We start from the raw sequence: 18,594 nt of genomic DNA on the forward strand, positions 1-18,594 counted from the left end.
CTGAATCTTTAAAATATTTTGTATCTTAGCCATATCTTAGTCGGAGTATTTCCCCCGTTTTGGCCGTCAAACCTTATTTATGGGGGAATACCTAAAGATACAAAAAAGCCAACTAACTCGCAATGAATTAGTTGGCTAATTTTATACTATTTCTTGAATATCCCAACAGGAAATGACTGTCAAAAAGCAAATGACAACTGATTTTCATTCTGACACAGCCTCTGTTTTTATGACTTTACAACGCTTTCAGCCAGGCAGAAACGCGCACCGGCAAGCACCGACATTCTCCTTTCAGGCTTCTTAAACACAGCATTGCAGCCTTGGAGGCAGCCCGTTCAATGCCTCTTCTCCAGCATACTACAATCCTTCAATGACATCAGGTGAAAGTCCGGTAGCACGGGATATGGAAGAAACGTCAAGCCCCATCTCCTTGAGATTCCGCGCCACGTCTTCTTTCCCTTTCTCCATACCTTTTTCTATCCCTTCCGCAAGGCCCTTCTCCAGACCTTCCGCAAGGCCCTTCTGACGCTCGAACTCCATCACCGCAAGCTGGTCGCGGTAGACCTTGATGCTCTCGTCGTATTTCATCCGCTCCTCCTTGCTCAGGGCAGCAATGTCAACAATCTCCTCCAGTTTCTTAAAAACGGCATTGCGCGCCTTAAAAGGCAACCTGTTCAATGTTTCCATATTCTTCAATACATAAATCCAACGTTCAAAATCTGTCGCGCATTCAGACTCCTCCTTGTCAAACGAAGGAAGCTCCAGAAAAATGTAGCGCATCTTGTCGCTGAACTGCTCATGAGTTTCACGGTCGGCAAGAGCGATGTCTGTGCGCAGCTTGCTCGGAAGGTCTGTCAAACGGAAGTTCACGAAGAATATTCCATAGACAGCCTTCAGGCTAAATTTCCAGTCCGATCCCCTTTCGCCCTGACGGGCTATCGCCTGAGAGAGGTAGTAAAGCGTACGCTCCCGGAAATTGACGTGCTCACGGTTCTGCATTTCTACGATAAACTGCTCGCCGTTCGAGTCTGTACAGTAAACGTCATAAATAAGACCACGGTCGTTTTCGAATTCCGGAAGAAGTTCCTTGTCCAGAAAATGGATATCCTCCACATGACGCTCGCCTTCCAGCAATGCGTTGAGAAAATCAATCAGAAGGTCCTTGTTGATCTCCTGACCGAAAATGCGCTTGAAGCCCACGTCTGTAAAAGGGTTGATGAATTTTGCCATAGCAGTAATGTCCTGAAAATTGCCGTTATAACGCAAATATACAGAATCCGGCAGATATAACAAAAAGGAACGATGAATTTCATTCCGTAAGGCTCAAATTCCGGCAATTGCAGGATTTTTCCCATCCTGCCCATCGACAGACAATAACCCAAAAAACCGTCGGCAACGGTCTGTGCGTCACCGACGGTTCGTACAATAACAAATACAAAAACTCTCTTAGCCGCTGCAAGGACTAAAAAGATTGCTTTTTCCAAAGCATGAAGGAAGCCTCCCAGGTATGCATCCTCCATACTTCCATGACTTTATTTCAATGCATTCAACCAGGCTGGAACATATCCCAAGCGACGTTCAAGCTGCGCTTCGTAGAGCGACTGCGGCTCCACAGGCGTACCGTTGCTCTCATCCAGCTTCACCTGATCCTGCACAAAGGTTACCGGTTCTCCATGGAAGCCTACAATTACCGGAGGCAGAATCTTCCAATACTTCCATCCCGAACGCCACCAGTCGAATTCCGTTCCTACATTTCCGTTGCCCTTCGGAGCCGGCGAATTGATGGAATTCATGTTCCAGATGGTCAAGTCGGCCAGATGATTAGGCACCTGCTCCGCATCTCCACCCTGGCGCGTCTGCATGAAACCTCCCGTACAGCAGTCAATCAGCGTAGCTCGCGGCTGGGTTGCATGCGCCTCAAAGCAAGCGTCGCTTCCCCATGAAACACGCCAGATTACGGCACCCATGCTCGGCTTGGAAACGCCGCAGGCATGGTATTGCCCTGCTCCTTCCACAATATTCGACGAAGACCACTGGTCGGCAGGCGGACGATTGGAGCGGTCGCGGACCGCACCGATAAACACACGGCTCGAACCTTGCGAGCGGATCGCTGCATGGCCTCCATTTCCGTCAATATCAATGTCATATGCTGAACAGTTGGCGCACGATATGATGGAAGCCGCCTCGCTTACGCTCGTGAACCGGACTCTGCGCATCCACGAGTTTACAAGCCGCATGAAATTGATCGGCTTGTAGGCGCCGTCGTCTTCCCAGCTGCGGTGATGCTTAAAGTCGGACACCGAATGGCCGACAAAACACAAGTCCTCCACACCCACGTTCTCGTAATGCCTGTACTTGCGCAACTGCCAGTCCCATTGCGGGTCCACCTCATGCATAATCGGTTCTTTGAAAGTCACCGTGTTGCCTTCAATCTTTTCAATCTGGTGAATATCTTCCACCTGCACGCCCTCTTCCGAAATGTTCGTCATGGTAGACTCCCATTCATACGGCTGAAGTTCCTGTGCCACCAGCTCCGGGCTGTTGTCGTGCAAATACAGACAAACCCATTCACCCTCGCTGAAAGCGTTTGCATTGGCCACTTCCACACTGAAGGTTCCTTTTGCCGCGCTTCCCGTCACGTCATAGACATCACTCGTCAGAAACGAATTGTGCTTGATGGTAATCAGAGTCGGCGACGAATACATGCTGTTGTTATTCGGCAGCATAGGGGTTTCCATGATAAGCCGGGTTTTGTCGGGTCCATCTCCCTTAATTACAAAGTTCCCGCCGAACATCGTAATCGCATGACTCGTATTATTTCCCCGGCTGTCCGTGTCACCAGAGGTTTTATTGTCATCCTTCGTATTGTCATCTTCGTTATGCAGCACATAATCGCCCGCGGGGAAATAGATTACCACATTGGCGTTTCCATTGCCCGAAGATTTGTCCAGCCCATACTTTGCCATAATATCCAGCAAAGCCTGACGCGCGCCCACTTTATAGTCATCCATCCATTGTCTGACGTTTACACGCTCCCACGCAGCTTCCGGAGGAGCCTCTTCACCGTGCCTGTATCCGGCATACGAAAAGTCAAGCAGCACATTGCCGTCCGCACCGGCCACAAACTTGTTCCACGCGTCTGTAGTCGCCTTGCCTTCAACCGGCACGTTTATTTCATACGCTCCGCAGCGCAGATATATTGTCACTTTATCCCCGTCAACAGAACAGGAAGCAAACGGAGAGAAAGCGGATTTGCCCGCCTTGTCCACATCCCACACCTGACGTGTGCTCAACTGCTTCCATTCTCCTCCGTCAAATGAAACCTCCCAGTATCTTTTGTCGCTTAAACGGAACTGGGGAGTCACCGCAGACTTGCCCGTCGAGCTCAATGCAGGTGCCGGCTGTCCGTCATTCCCTTCCAACGTTCCGGAGCTTCCGTCCAGCTCATACGTCCAATAGCCATTCCCGTCTATGCCGACAAGAGGAACAGAATTGACCTTCTCCTGTTCGGCATATATATTCAGAACATGGTTGTTGTCCAGTTCCATCACCGCGCTGCCGTCCGCTTCCGTAAAGCAAGTCAGCACTTTCACATGGCCTTCAGCCAGCGACTGCATATCCGCGATATCACGGTTCAGCTGAGAAAACACGTCTTCCGCCTGCGGAGTATCAGGCGTACCGGAATCTTCCACCGCATCATCCTTGCATCCTGGCGCGACAAGCAACAGCGCAGCCGCACAAAAGGCATACAGGAATCCTCTTTTCATCCACTTCCCTTCCATACATGTCAGACTATTTTATCGCATTCAACCATGCCGGGACATATCCCAGACGTCTTTCCAGTTGGGCTTCGTACAACGACTCCGGAGTAACCATCGCGCCTGTACTTTCTTCATAAGTCAGCTGATCAGGCTCATCCGTAAAATCAACAGAAGCGCCGTGTACACCGACCACAATCGGAGGATAAATCTTCCACCACGTGTCATTGGGCAGCCACCAATGGAAATCATTCGAGAAAGACCGTCCTTTCTCGTCCGTTGTACCCGTCACATTCAGGTTCCAGATGGTCAGGTCGCGCAAATGATTGGGAGCCTCGGTTGCCGCTCCTCCCGCATGGTAGTACACCAAACCTCCGCTGCACTTATCAAACAAAGTGGCTCTGGGTTGTGTGGCATGCGACTCAAAACATGCTTCCGTTCCCCACGTGCAGTTCCATACAACAGTGCCGATACTCGGCTTCGATACGCCGCAGCCATGGTATTGTCCGTGCGCAACATCGTCCGAACTTTCGTCACGCACTTTGCCTATAAACACACGGCTCGACTCCTGAGCGCGCACGGCTGAATGACCGCGTTTGCCTTCGATACGTATGTTGTATGCCGAACAATTGGCCGACTGATCAAAGGTTACAGCCTCGCTGACACTGTCAAACGTCACATTACGCACCCACGAATTGACCATGCGGTTGAGCAGCAAAGGCTTGTAAGCATAGTCATACATCCATGCCAGGCTTGTATCCACATCTTCACCGTGATGATAATATGGCGTAAGCATAGACTCGCCGCCCACAAAGGCTAGATCTTCCACCCCTACATTCTCATAATATTTAAACTGGCGGATTTCCCAGCCGTTGTTGAAATCCTTTATCGAAACATCAATGTCGCTCATGATCGGTTCATAGAACGTAACGGTTCCGTTGCCGACCGACTTCACCTGATGAAACTCTATAATCTGGACACCGTTTCTGTCTTCCGATTTGCCATTGCTGTCATAGCCGGGCACATTCGTTATGCTCCATCCGCTCCGGTAGTCGTAAAGCGGGCCAAGTTCCTTCTGCAGCAGGCCATCATCATTGCTGCGCAAGCGCAATTGCACCCACTCTTCAGGCTTTATATCCGTTGTAGAGGAAACCTTCACGGAAAAATCACCTTTCGACGCATTGGCGGTCACCGTGGCACGGCTTGGTGAATTAGCCGTATTGCGCGGACTGTTGGAGTGCCCAATGCTTATCAAGGCTCCGGTTGAAGCCTCATTCGTTCCGATATGATTGTCCATTATCAAACGAGTCTTGTCCGGCCCGTCACCTTTTATGATGAAATTGCCTCCGTAAATCAAATACGGCCTTTCGGTGTTGCCCTTCTCCTGCAAGACATAGTCCCCTTCAGGAAAATAAATCACAATTCTTGCATTAGCGTTTGTTGCGCTCGAATTTGATTTCCGGATCAAACTGTTTTCATCCAGAATAGCCTCAAAAGCATCGTGTGCGGTCATCGAATGGGCATTCATGTAATCTTTTACATTTATAACCTCGTACCCCCATGCAAATCCGTCGGCAGGAGCTTCTTCGCCATGCTTGTATCCGGCATACGAATAGTCAAGCAATACATTGTCCTCGCTGCCCATCACAAACTTCTTCCATGCCTCAGCAGAAGATGACGCACTCGCATCAACCGTCACAGACGCTTCACCGTTGCGCAACGACAATGTAAGCTGACCGCTGCCATCCATTTCAACCGATTTGTACAGAGAAAAGTTGGCAGAGGTCTTTCCCGTCATGTCAGCAGCCGGAGTATCAGAAAGCCGCTTCCACTGATTGCCGTTCAAAGAAACCTGCCAATAGCCGTCCTCGCCCAAGACAACCTGGGGAGTATATACACCTTTGCCTGTTTTTCTCAAAGCCGGAACTGAATTCCCGGCCATATCAGTCAGCAAACCGCTTTCTCCGTTCAACTGTACCGTCCAATAGCCTTCTTCGTTCACGCCAAACAACGGAATGTCTGCATCGTCCTCCGCCCGGGAAACGGCAGTCGCGATTTTCCCGTCACTCAATTCCAAGCGATAGGCTCCAGACTCTTCCTGCGTATAATTCACCACCTCTGCATCACCCTCAAAAAGCGCCTGCATCGCCGCAATATCCGCATTATACTGGTCAATAACGGAAGCTATTTCCGCCGGCTGTTCCGGTATTACAGGAGCATCGTCCTGAACCACTTCTTCGTCCGAGCATGCCGCCATAACCAGCAAGCCCAAACACCACATCCAATTTTTTAAAAGTCTTACACTCATAGTATCTAGTTTTTATGAAGTTTTTCAAATCCGCTCAGACTATATTCAAGCATAGTCCGTAACATAACAAATTTAATACTTTTTCCGACACTAAGAAACACAACAGGAAGCGGATATGAATTAATGAAAAATAAGATACCTATTTTTGTACAATTATAGCATACGGAGCGTCTTGACACCCCTCTTTCATCAGATAAAGAACTATCTATGGATAAAATCTGACTTAGGCAGATATCCCAATGCGCACCATTGGCGCTCTTTACTTTTTTCTCCATCGTATCAGTCAGTTAAGGTTGAGCATTTGGTGCAAAACATGGATTATTATCTGGAGGTCCCAAAGCAGACCGCATTTAAAAATTGCATGAAAGCAAGCAACAGTCCATAACGCAAGCCGTCCCGATGTCCACATGCAGGACACCGGGACGGCTATATTCTTAAGGCTAAATATTCCTCTTATAGGATTGCACCTTGCAGGAACAGATTATCTCATAGTCGAACCATAATCTGCATAAGCGTCACCAGGAATGAATACTCCATTCGCCGGATCGAAGGTTCCACCGTCGAACGGATTAGCGCTAATCTGTTCGATATCTTCCGCTCCATCCCAGCCGCAGCTTACACCGCCACTCTGATAGAACATTCTCCATCCCTGGCTCGTAGCATCCGAGCGGTAACCCACATTATCCTGACACAAACTTCCCAGTATGGCATTTGTAGTACGGAATACAATATAATAATTATTTATGCTGCCGTTGTCTGCAAAGAACAAGTTATTGGAAACCTGTGCATCTTGAACGGTAGAAGCATATACATAACTTGTCGTTGCAGACCCCGTATTGACGAATGTATTATTCTGCAAAACAAGTTTATTGATTGTTGCTGAAGAGCCGTTAAACAATTTGAAATTTGAAATCAAATTGCCGTCTGTCGCACAATAGAATACATTGTTTCTGAAAGTCAGCGTTCCATAAGTCGCCGTACTGGAACCAACGCTAATAATAAAACGCTGGTCAGTCTTCCCTTCCGGATATTTTATCTTGCAGTTCTCAAGGACAAAGTTTTCATAACTTCTGTTGCTTGAACTGATATACGTAAGCGGCTGCTGAGTGGTAGACAATTCAATTTCACAGTTTCCAAATACAGCATTCTTGAATGCCGTATTACCATTTTGCGCCAGCAGATAAGACAAAGACGGCGAGGTTCCTGTATTATAAACTTCCGTAGCATCTATCTTGAGATTGTAGCAGAAGAACAGTCCTTTACCCTCGTTTCCGGAGGTTTCAGCCACTCTCAACTGCCTGTTGACTTTCAGTTCCGGCTTATCCGTCGGATTATCACCGATAAGTACCAATGTTGCAGCATTGTCACCCGTATTATCATAGCTGACATTTACACCTGATCGGATGAAATAAATGCCGCCCGGCTCAGTTATAGACTGATCGGAAGAAAGAACATGTATTTCTTCACCATCAAACATGTACTTGTTTATCTTCACATTTCCTGCCTGAACATCCAGTCCGGCCATAAAATCAGCGTAATAGCTGTCTGTCGTAGTGTGAACCTTTATTTCTGATGCCGCAGTATGCACGCCACGGGTAACTTCTACCGAAAGCACGCATTCGGAAGGAGTTTCAGGAGCTCTTACACTCAAGGTCAACGCCTGCTCTCCTGTAAGAGCCGAATAGTCAGGCACTGTAACCGTCCAGTCAGCAGGAGCAACGGCACGCACAATATCCCCCGACTCTAAGTTCACATTGACAGTCAGGTCTGTTCCATCACCGCCTTTAGCCACATACCAAGTATCGTTTTCCACATTCTCAGGCTCTACAATCTGGCATACCAGCCCTTCAACAATAGGAATAGTGTATTCTGTTCCATCCACTGTTACAGACAGACAGCCGTTCTCCACTTTCACCGCTTCAATCGGGTTAGTTCCAGATACTGTACCGGTAGCTTTTACATGAGCCCCGGTTTCATCCGTTACATAATCCCAAGTTGCGCCTTCGTCATATGATACCTGCCAAACCTTGTCTGTTCCCTCCGTTACTATCTGGAACTGGGGAGTCACTGTTACAGGTGTACCGTCCTGAGCCTTCGCACACTGCCCTGTGTCTACGCCATCAACGAACCAATTTCCGTTATCACCGACAGTAACCTGCGGATATGTGATGTTATCGTCGTTTCCCTGTGTCAGCGTCATGGTCTGTCCGTCACTGAGAACAAGCGTATAAGTACCCGTAGCCTCATCATATGTGTAACTCTGGATGGTTTTGTTTCCGTCCAGCAATACGCGGATCACGTTCATGTTGTCATTTAAAGCCTGCACCTGCTTCTCCATGTCTTCCACACGCGTGGTAAGCTCATCGATGTTCCGCTCCAGATCGTCCGTATTACATGACGCGAACGACAATGCGAACATTCCGAGAAGGATGAATGATTTATAGTATTTCATAATCTTTTCTTTTTAAGAATTCAATCAATTATTCAGAAACCGTCACTTTAAGCGGAACAATCATCCGGTAGCCCTCCGATTTTGCAGAGAAAATCTGGAAATAGACTGTATAGCTGCCAGCCGCCAGCCCGGAAGGAGCTGCAACGGTAAGGGTATGCTTTCCGTCGGTTGCAGAGGAGTCCGTTTCGTCCAGTTTCACTTCCAGCGGCGTAGGATCGATGACAACTTCCTCCACACTGGTCAAAGTCGCATTCAGCGTGACGCTTCCGCCTGCCGGTACTGTTGTTTCCGTAACCTCTTCTGCCGGAGCATCTGTAGTGGCGAAGGTCATGTCCAATCCGCCCAACAAAGCCACAGTATACTCTGCACCGTTCTCACCCGCAAGTTTAAATGTAAGCGATTTCCCGTCATCAGAAGGAGTCACATCTGCAAAAACGCCAGCCGGTATATCATCTACAGAAGCGATACCATAATTACCCTCGATCATTATGGGCTCACCGTCACCGATTGTATAGCACCAGCGTCCATCAACGACGCTTATTTCAGGCACTACGCCATCACGTCCGTCGGTAGGACGTGCAGAAACCTGCTCGCCGTTCACGGTCAGATAGCTCGTCACACCATCCAGCGTATAAGTCCAATAGCCGTCCGCATCGATGGCCAACACCGGAATATCTTCAGCGGGCATTCCTCCATAGATTACGAGAGGGTCACCCTCACTCAAAGTGAGGGTATAGTCGCCTTTCTCGTCCATGGTATAGTCTGTAATAAAGATTGAGCCTTGAAGCACAGCCACATCATAAAACGAGTTGATGCTTGTATTCAACGCCTCCAACCCACTGGCCAGTTCGTCCAGACGGGAGTTAAGTCCGTCTACATCTGCTTGTATATCGTCCCTTTCATCACACGCATTGAACGTGAACAAGGGAATCATGCTGAGTAATATTATTGCTATTCGTTTCATAATTCAATTGTTTTTTAGCGGGTTGCACCGCAATTTACCCCTGCTTTAACAATAAAGATTCCATTTTCAAAGTCTGCGGTTTGAAGCGGATCTTCCTCTTCCTGAGATATGGTCAGATTGACAGCTTCATCCGGTTTATTACTTTGATAGTAATATTGATAAGTCACATAATGTTCACTACCATTCATTTTACTATATGCCTTTATATTTTCAATTGTTGTTGTCGGATTTACTTTATTCACCGTATTCAACAAACGACAAGCATTTTGAGTGGTATTCTCCACATTATCCCAGAACAAGCAATTACTAATTGTCACTTGAGCATTATTAAAATGAGCACGCAACAATCCCCCTTGCCCTGATGAAGACATGTTAATAAACGTATTGTCCTTAATTGTAATAGAACCTTGGAAATCACCATACAAGTCATTACTTACAGCGACACTCAATATAGCACCGTTGTTACGGTTATTTGTAGAACGGGTATAAATGACATTGTTTTCTACATCAATGGACGCATTTACATCAATACATTTGCCTGTAACTGCAAAATTCAGAAGACGGCTTGTAGAAACGCCGCCGCTATTTTCTGATATGCAAATATCATTGTTAAGGAGCTGGATATTTTTAATAGAATTGTCTTGTCCTTTATCTCCATTAAACAAATGTCTGTTATTCGGAAGCGTAAACTTACAACCGTCAAATATTAAATTGTCAATAGTAGAAGTGGCATCGTCCGCCATATCAATAACCAAACATCCGCTAGTAAATTCAATATTTTGAGCAACAATATTCGAAGTTGTTCCACTGCCTGCAACTCGCAAACTTACAGCATTTGTCAACGAAATATTTACCTTAGCTTTTTTATTTCCCTCCAAATCATTAGAAAGCAGAATCAAATTAGAAACACCACTTAAAAGGGCATTCGGGAAATTCAATGTAGCATCCGTATCAATAATATAGACTCCGTCAACATTGTTCTCAATAGTTATGTCATCAGTTGAAGTCACATGAGTAACAGTCAGTCCCGATTGATTATTGAAGGTATAGTTCCCGACAGTTATATCTCCACCTTTCTCATATTTATCATAGACAGAAGTATAAGTCGGTTCTTCGGTTCCTCCACCTTCTATTCTCACCTTAATCTTGTCTACAGCCCAATACATGCCGCTATTCACACGCACTGTAACTTCAGAAGTGTTGTCGGCAGTCACTCTCGATGAAGCCCCCGTTGCTTCTCCGCTTGCAGGAGAATAGATAGCCAGCACATAATTGTTTTCTCCCTCAGAAGAATCTGCCTGCTCGATCGTCGCTCTCCAGCCTGCAGGGTAAGTTACGGAAGGAGTTCCTCCGGAGATCTGCACCGGAATCTCGGTACGGGAATCTTCAGCCACCTCCAGATAGCCGTCAGGATCTGACAAGGTCAAGCCCGAATCGTCTATCGCACAAACCAGTCCCGGCACAATGGCAACACTTGCCGTAGCCGTTTCACCCGTTGCATAATCGGTATAATAAGTGATGACAAACTCATTGCCCACCACTTCTGCCGAAGCAATCAGCTGGTCACCTACAACACCCATGTCTGAGTTGGCATCGCCACCAACCTTTTCCCAAGCACTCACTTCACCGTCACCAGTTACATAACGCACTTCCCAGCTTCCTTCATTCACACGGAATTCCGGATAACCTTGTCCGTCCGCTCCTGCATTTCCGATAGCCGGCACGCCAGTCGACTCACCTCGAACCGCCCAACAGCCGTCTGAACCGATTGTTATTTCAGGCACTTCTGCAGATCCCTGCACACCGATGTTCAAAGTAAGCGTTTCCCCGTTGCTGAGCGTAAGGGTATAGGCGTTTCCGCTCTGCGTCACGCTCTGAATGGTCTTATTCTCTGAATTGAGCACGAAGGAAATCGTTTCCAGATTCTCATTCAGCAGCTTCACCTGTTCCTCCAGAATGGCCACGCGGTTAGCCAGCGCGTCCACATCGTCCTGCAAGTCATCCTGCTTGCACCCCGTGAGCGCAAGCGCAGCGGTGAGGACTAAAAACAAGTATGATTTTATGTATTTCATAAATTATTCGTTTTAAAAGATTATTCGGTTACATTGACTACAATCTGGTATACTCCCCGATCCTCATGCTTATAGTTGCCGTTGGTCACTACGAAAGTTGCCGTATAGGTTCCTACATTTTCGTATGTGTGCGAATAAGTCGGCATGTCCTGCGAAATGTTCTTGACGCTCACGCCCTGATCGGGTTCACATGCAAGGATGTTGATCGGATCAGAAACAAGCCACGAAGATTTCCAATGCGAATCGTTTGCCGTTCCGTGGATATAGAAACTTCCGGAGCTTGCACTCGACAGATTCCAGCGTCCTGCCACATTGGCCGTCACTGTTCCGTAACCGCTGTCCTCAGGCAAATAGCTCACCGTGCTTTTCCAGTCCTGATAATATGCAGTGTCACGTTCATGATGCATATTGACTGCGGTAAGCACAAAATCAGAAGCAAACTGTTCCGTAGTCTGTCCATTGCGAAGCGTATTCGTGATCTTCATCGAAGCGAAATTATAGCGCGGCTGTGCGACATTCACAGCATCCGTTTCATTGAAATGGGGATTTTCCCACTCATCCTTATTGTACGCAAAAGCAAGCACCAGATTCTTGTCAATGTAATTGACTACATCCCGTTCGTATGAGTTTCCGGCTACAACATTCTGTCCCATACCGACAAACTCATCCCGGTCAACCAGTTCATGCCATTTCCCGTCTTTCCAGAACTGGACAACAGTAGTCGAATCGGCCACAATGTCATTCTTTACCAATCCCGGGAAAGCCTCGAATCCGTTTTCCGCATCATCCATCGTATAGAATATATCCATACAATTGTTGCGGCGATTATTGTCATCCGCATAGATAGTGGTGCTCGTATAAACAGTAAACGACAAGACAGAAGAAACGACATCATCCGCCGAAACAGAAGTGCGGTCTTTGTAAATATACTGATGTCCCAGTTCGCCGCTATAGAAAGTCACGAAGTCCGGTTCACCGTTAATGGTGAACTCTACGGGCTGTCCTTTCTTCGCCGTCACAATCATGCCGTCGTACATCACGTTATCATCGGTTACAACGCCAATGTTCACATCGTCAAGCCCCTCTGTCAATTCTTTGCTGCAAGAAGCAAGTGCGAAAGCCGACAGAGCGAAGGCATACATATATAAGGTATATCTTTTCATTGATTCAATCCTTTATTAGTGTTTTAACTCAGATAGATTACCATCCCGGATTGTTTGAAGTGATGGCCTTGTTCACAGACAACTCGGCATCCGGAATCGGGAAATAATTGTACGTATCGTCCAGCTGGAAGTAAGTGTACACATTGCTCGTTCCCTGATTCCATTCACCTCCAATCTGCGCGAACTCTACCAGCTCACTCATACGCTCAGAAAGTTCTCCCCAACGGATCAGGTCGAAGTGACGCAACATTTCAAAGCAAAGCTCACGTCCGCGTTCGTCCTTCAGCACCTGACGGAACTCGTCCTTGGTCAGCCCTTCCTGCAGATTGTAGCTTGCATCACCGCCGAAAGCACGCTGTCTTACCTCGTTCAGATAACCGATGGCATTTGCAGGACCGTTCAGTTCGTTCTCCGCTTCAGCCAGCATCAGCAGCACATCCGAGTAGCGCAATACCGGGAAGTTGATGGAAGTAAAGTTCTTGTCTTTCTTGTCAGCCTCGTATTCCCGGCGGAACTTCGCACACGCACGGGCAATATTCGCGGTGAAATGATTATTTCCGCTTCTGTAAGTGTAATCTCCTACGCTGGATTCCTGCCATGAGCTGCTCGTCGAATTATACATGTAGTCACCCTCACGGTACTCAAATCCCGGATACTGCTCTTCCAGTTCAGCCTCTTGCGCAGACGAACAAGTATACGAATAAGAACGTCCGTTATCATAGCTGTTCCAGACATTCAGCAGATTAGCTTCATCGTCTTCATCAGTCGACGCATTGACAAAATAATTTCCTTCATAGAATCTGCGTCCTGTCACTCCCGTATTCTTTCCGCCGCCTTCAACATAAACGAACGGCGCAATGTTCCACAAGAAGCGGCGGTCTTTTACCTTGAACTTCGCCAGATCCCACGCTGCAGCTTTTTCATCCGCTGTGCCTGAAGCATAATTCACCTGCAGCCCCATCAAATCGTCAATCGTATAGCTTGTCGGGATATTATTGGACGGGTTGGAGAAACTATGATTCACATCCATGCAATACAGGCGGTAAAGTTTCGGCGTAGAGAAGATAAACTCATACGCGTACCCCGGATCGGCAGAGCCAGTCACGTCTGAACTGTTCGACAGGTCAGGACCCGCCAAACCGATGATGTTTCCGATACGTCCTTCAGCCACTACATCCGAAGTGTTGTTTCCGGCAAACTCAATTTCCCAGATGCTTTCACTGCCGTCTGTGTTATACTGGTTTGAGCACATGTCGATGAACACCTGCCAATAGTCGCTTGCCAACTGGTGTTTTCCGTAAACCTGCAAGGCAAAGTCTTTCGCCTGCTGGAAATATGAACGGAGCGTCGTTTCATCGCTCGGCGCATTGCTGTCCCGATAATGCTCACCGGCACGGAACAGGCAGACACGTGCCAGAATCCCATATGCAGCCGACTTTGAAATATGTCCCGGGTCGCTGGAGTCGAACTCCGGCAAACCGTTCTCCGCAGCCTCGCTCATTTCCGTCACGATAAAGTCATAAATCTGCTGCTTGTCGGTGCGCGGAGAGTCCAGGCCGGAAACGTCTTGAGTGGACGAAGTCTTAAAAGGCACGTCGCCCCAGCACTGCACCAAATTGAAATAATAGAACGCGCGGAGGAAACGGGCTTCTGCTATGTACTGCGACTTTGTCGCATCGTCAATGTCAGTCACACGGTCGATATTTTCCAAAAATATGTTCGCGCGGTTGATACCCGAATAAAGGGTATACCAGAAACCCGTTACTGCCGGGTCGCTGACTGTAGCGTTGTGACAAATCAGTCCTCTTGTGGCAGGCGCACGCCCGGAACCGCCATAATGAGAGAGGTCATCTCCTCCCACCAGATAAATGTAGTCAGCTCCATAGAAGGATGACTGGCTGAGTATGGCATAGATACCCGTAAGGAAGGAGTTTGCCTCCTCCGCCGTATTGAAATAATTTTCCAATGTCAGTTTGGTCGGCTCCTTGTCAAGGAAGTTGCACGAAGCAAACATCCCGCCGAACATCATGAGCAATAGAGTATATTTAAACTTTTTCATATGATATATTCTGATGAATGATTAGACAGATGCAATTAGAATCCCGCACTTACTCCAAAACTTATAGTATATGCCCTCGGATACGACGAGAAATCAAGTCCCGGAGTCAGCGCACTGTTACGGATAGACACTTCAGGATCGTATCCCGAATAGCTTGTCCATGTCCACAGATTCTGTCCTGCCAGATAGACACGGAGCGAACTCAGTTTTGCCTTCTGTATCAGTTTGGTCGGGAACGTATAGCCCAAAGTCACCGTCTTCAGACGCAGGAACGAACCGTCTTCGATGATGCGTGAAGAAATCACACGGTTGGAAGAAGAGTTGGTGGCTGCCGGAATATCGCTGTCCGGATTTTCCGGAGTCCAGCGGTCAGCATAGCTCGCAAACTGGTTCAGCTCGCGCGATCTGTTATTGGAACTTTCAAAGAACAGGCGGTTGGCATTCATGATGTCGTTGCCGTATGACCACTGGAAGAACACGCTCAGGTCGAAGCCCTTATAAGTAAAGGTGTTGGTGAAACCTCCGGTATGGATAGGCAAGCCACGGCCGATAATCGTACGGTCATCTGAATTGATGATTCCGTCACCGTTCAAGTCCTTGTATTTAGGCATACCCGGCTGCGTATTGGTTTCGGTAGAGAAGTAAGGTACGCCCGACTTCAGCGTATAGGTATCGCCCGATTTGTTGAAATCGTCGTACTTGTATGTACCTTCGTACAAATAACCATACATCATGCCCATCGGCAGACCAACCTGTGCAATGTAGCTCGACTGAGAGTTATAGTTCTGGTCGAAGTTGACGGCGCTCAGCAATGTGCTCTGTCCTTCCGAAAGTTCAAGCACCTCATTCTTGTTGAACGCAATATTGAAGTCTGTTGTCCAGCTAAAGTCCTTATTTTTGATGTTCACCGTACTCAGGCTCAGTTCGATACCATCGTTACGTACCTTACCGATATTGCGGGTTGCACTATAAAATCCTGAACTCAACGGGAGTGAAGCTTCCAGCAGCAGGTCGCGCGTGGTCTTGCGGTAAATATCTCCGGTAAAGTTGATACGGTCATCAAAGAAGCTCAAATCCAAACCAAGGTTCCACTGCTCGGTGGTTTCCCATTTCAGGTTGTTGTTAACGATAGAGGTAGGAACTGATCCCACATTCGTATTGTCATTATTGAAAGGATAGACACCGCTCGGAATGCTTCCGTTTGAAATATAGTCGCCTATATTATCTTTCAGCACCTGCAAGAGGGTATAGTATTCATATTCATCGATACGGTTGTTACCCGTGAGACCCCAGCTCAGACGGAGCTTACCGTTGGAAAGCACCTTCTTTAAAGGCTTCATGAACTTTTCTTCCGTAAACGTCCATGCAACAGAACCTGAAGGGAAGTAACCCCAGCGGTTGTTTTTGCTGAACTTGGAAGAACCGTCGGCACGGAAAGATGCCGTAGCATAGTATTTCGACTTGAAATTGTAGTTCAGGCGGGCCAGATAAGAGAGCATCGACCACGAACTCTTCGACGAACTGATGGTGCTTCCCTGTCCTTCCGCCATACCTGCCATTCCCAAAGACTCGTTCGGAATATGGATGGTGCGGAACGAATAGTATTCATAGTCAGAGTTCTGGAAAGTTACACCAGCCAGTGCGTTGAAGAAATGCTTTTTGGCAATGTTAGCCTGGTAAGTAACCGTATTTTCATTCAACCACGTCAGACGCTCATTGCGTACAACCTGCGCATTTACCTTGTCCGTTGAAGTAGGACCTCCGTAACGCGTCTTGGAGTTGTTGAACTGATCCTGTTTGCGGGCATCATAAGTATAACCGGCAGACACCTTTACCTTCAGTCCCTTGATAATTTCATATTCTGCAAATCCGTTCAACTGCAAGTTGTTCGTATAGTTCTTGCGGTATTCATTCTTCAACGACAGAATCGGGTTGAAACGATAGTCATTCGTGGTATTCAGCGCATCATCAATCGCGTTATCCATCAACGAACTCAACGGTTTGTTAGGATAAGTGACCGGACGATATCCCCATACGCTGTAGAACAGGTTGTTCATACCGCTGTAAGAGTTTTCAGAAGGAGTAGAACCTGTCTGAATAGCACGTGAGTAGTTGGCAGTAATGCTCATGTTCAGCTTGTTGCGGCGCACAACCGTGTTGATACGGCCCTGCATACGCTTGTAGCCCGTTTCGAGCAGGATACCCTGCTGGTCATAATAAGAAAGTGAAGCGTTGTAGCGGACACCTTCCGTACCACCGGTCAGGCGGAGGTTGTGGCTGTGCTGCCATGCAGTGCGGAAGATTTCGTCCTGCCAGTCATACTGGTCGATGTTGCGGTAATCGTCCAGCGTCCACTGCTTGCCTTCCCAGTTCATCAGGTAACCACCGGAGGAAGATGTAGCCTGTTCCGGATACATCTCTGCCTGCAGCTTCACAAACTCGTAAGCGTCCATCATCGGAATCTTGCGCGTCACATTCGACATCGTTACGCTGCCGTCGTAAGTAAGCTGGGCTTTTCCGATCTTACCCTTCTTGGTAGTAATAATTACGACACCGTTCGCACCGCGCGCACCATAAATAGCGGTAGCGGAAGCGTCTTTCAGGATATCAAGGCTCTCGATATCGGCAGGGTTGATGGTAGAAGCCATCGCCGCATCCTCCACGGGAAATCCGTCGATTACGTAAAGCGGCGAGTTGTCCTGCGTCAACGAGTTGTTACCGCGGATAACGATGTTCATCGTTCCGCCCGGCATACCTTCACTGGAAGACACGTTCACACCGGCGATACGTCCTCCCAAAGTCTGGTCAAACGAAGCCACCGGTGTGTTGAGCAGCTGGTCCATGTTGGCTTTCGCCACCGAACCGGTCAGGTCACGCTTCTTCACTTCCTGATAGCCGACTACCACCACCTCATCAAGAAGCTCGGAATCGCTTTTCAGCAGAATAGACATCGGTTTGGAAGGATCCACTTTCACTTCCTGGTTCTGATAACCGATAAATGAAATAACAAGTACGGCTTTCTTGTCGGGTACGTTCAACGAGAACTTGCCGTCCATGTCCGTAATTGTCCCCTGGGTGGTGCCTTTGATCATGACACTCGCCCCGATCACTGTTTCTCCGGTTTCGTCAATAACAGTTCCCCTCACGAGAACCTGAGCGAAAGCCGCGGTAAAAGAGAATAAGGTCAACAGCAACAAACTGAGAACCCTCTTCCTCAAATCAATTCGGAATTCGGTTTGCATATCTCTACAATTTACATTAAATAAAGGTTTTAAAACGTCATAAGCACAAATTTACAGCATTGTATCAAGAGAACGGTATAAAATCATTCACTTGATGGGACAAAAATATCCAATTTTCAAAAATATTACATCGGCATTAAATCTTACGAGTCTTATAAAGTGTTTTTCCAATAGTTGCGAATATAATAAATATATTTCAGAATCAAAAACGACATCCTCAAAAAAATCTTGAAATCTTTATCTCCGCGGAAAATAGGAAACGTCAGAATGTCAAAAAGATAACGGGACATTTTTTTAATGTGAGCCGTCATCCTGAATGAAATGAGCCGTCAAATGCATTCAGATAACGGCTCATTTTTCAGAGATTATCAAACATCTTTTAACCAAACCAATATTATTTTTAAGTTAAGAATCAAAAGGGAACCACGAAAGTCACGCATAACAAATTATCAGTCAACAAATTACAGCGACAGGTAGACCACGAACGGAACCACGAAAGTCGTTTTACACCTTATTATATATAAAAAATAAAGAAAGAAACCCCTACCCCTTTATTTTTTCATTCATTAACAAACA

9 protein-coding genes are annotated in these 18,594 nt (G+C 47.3%); all 9 read right to left on the reverse strand.

Annotated elements, in window-relative coordinates; genetic code table 11:
- Positions 1-357: 357 nt before the first annotated feature.
- Entirely contained in the window at positions 358-1,230 is an 873-nt protein-coding gene (locus QUW60_RS14000) for an Rpn family recombination-promoting nuclease/putative transposase (RefSeq protein ID WP_289561227.1), read from the reverse strand.
- 302 nt (positions 1,231-1,532) lie between these two features.
- Positions 1,533-3,782, reverse strand: coding sequence for a DUF4955 domain-containing protein (locus tag QUW60_RS14005; protein WP_289561229.1), 2,250 nt, complete (start codon positions 3,780-3,782; stop codon positions 1,533-1,535).
- A gap of 10 nt (positions 3,783-3,792) precedes the next feature.
- Entirely contained in the window at positions 3,793-6,066 is a 2,274-nt protein-coding gene (locus QUW60_RS14010) for a DUF4955 domain-containing protein (RefSeq protein WP_289561231.1), read from the reverse strand.
- 481 nt (positions 6,067-6,547) lie between these two features.
- Complete coding sequence (locus QUW60_RS14015) at positions 6,548-8,518, reverse strand: PL29 family lyase N-terminal domain-containing protein (protein ID WP_289561234.1); 1,971 nt, start codon at positions 8,516-8,518, stop codon at positions 6,548-6,550.
- Positions 8,519-8,546: 28 nt separating this feature from the next.
- Positions 8,547-9,482 carry a PL29 family lyase N-terminal domain-containing protein gene (locus tag QUW60_RS14020; protein ID WP_289561236.1) on the reverse strand — a complete coding sequence of 312 codons (936 nt, stop codon included), beginning with the start codon at positions 9,480-9,482 and terminating at the stop codon, positions 8,547-8,549.
- A 14-nt stretch (positions 9,483-9,496) separates the two neighbouring features.
- Positions 9,497-11,554: a PL29 family lyase N-terminal domain-containing protein gene (locus QUW60_RS14025; protein ID WP_289561237.1), complete on the reverse strand. Its 2,058-nt coding sequence runs from the start codon at positions 11,552-11,554 to the stop codon at positions 9,497-9,499.
- 20 nt (positions 11,555-11,574) lie between these two features.
- On the reverse strand, positions 11,575-12,717 hold the full coding sequence (locus QUW60_RS14030; RefSeq protein ID WP_289561239.1) for a DUF5017 domain-containing protein: 1,143 nt from the start codon (positions 12,715-12,717) through the stop codon (positions 11,575-11,577).
- Between the two features lie 37 nt (positions 12,718-12,754).
- On the reverse strand, positions 12,755-14,776 hold the full coding sequence (locus QUW60_RS14035) for a RagB/SusD family nutrient uptake outer membrane protein (RefSeq protein ID WP_289561241.1): 2,022 nt from the start codon (positions 14,774-14,776) through the stop codon (positions 12,755-12,757).
- 35 nt (positions 14,777-14,811) lie between these two features.
- Complete coding sequence (locus QUW60_RS14040; RefSeq protein WP_289561243.1) at positions 14,812-18,018, reverse strand: SusC/RagA family TonB-linked outer membrane protein; 3,207 nt, start codon at positions 18,016-18,018, stop codon at positions 14,812-14,814.
- Between the last annotated feature and the right edge of the window lie 576 nt (positions 18,019-18,594).

This window comes from Bacteroides gallinaceum (assembly GCF_030373775.1).
Taxonomy (GTDB): Bacteria; Bacteroidota; Bacteroidia; order Bacteroidales; family Bacteroidaceae; genus Phocaeicola; species Phocaeicola excrementipullorum.

What these genes read in the sequence shown, in the direction of transcription:
- QUW60_RS14000 (WP_289561227.1), bottom strand. Translation starts at nt 1,230, where the DNA reads ATGGCAAAATTCATCAACCCTTTTACAGACGTGGGCTTCAAGCGCATT.
- QUW60_RS14005 (WP_289561229.1), bottom strand. Translation starts at nt 3,782, where the DNA reads ATGGAAGGGAAGTGGATGAAAAGAGGATTCCTGTATGCCTTTTGTGCG.
- QUW60_RS14010 (WP_289561231.1), bottom strand. Translation starts at nt 6,066, where the DNA reads ATGAGTGTAAGACTTTTAAAAAATTGGATGTGGTGTTTGGGCTTGCTG.
- QUW60_RS14015 (WP_289561234.1), bottom strand. Translation starts at nt 8,518, where the DNA reads ATGAAATACTATAAATCATTCATCCTTCTCGGAATGTTCGCATTGTCG.
- QUW60_RS14020 (WP_289561236.1), bottom strand. Translation starts at nt 9,482, where the DNA reads ATGAAACGAATAGCAATAATATTACTCAGCATGATTCCCTTGTTCACG.
- QUW60_RS14025 (WP_289561237.1), bottom strand. Translation starts at nt 11,554, where the DNA reads ATGAAATACATAAAATCATACTTGTTTTTAGTCCTCACCGCTGCGCTT.
- QUW60_RS14030 (WP_289561239.1), bottom strand. Translation starts at nt 12,717, where the DNA reads ATGAAAAGATATACCTTATATATGTATGCCTTCGCTCTGTCGGCTTTC.
- QUW60_RS14035 (WP_289561241.1), bottom strand. Translation starts at nt 14,776, where the DNA reads ATGAAAAAGTTTAAATATACTCTATTGCTCATGATGTTCGGCGGGATG.
- QUW60_RS14040 (WP_289561243.1), bottom strand. Translation starts at nt 18,018, where the DNA reads ATGCAAACCGAATTCCGAATTGATTTGAGGAAGAGGGTTCTCAGTTTG.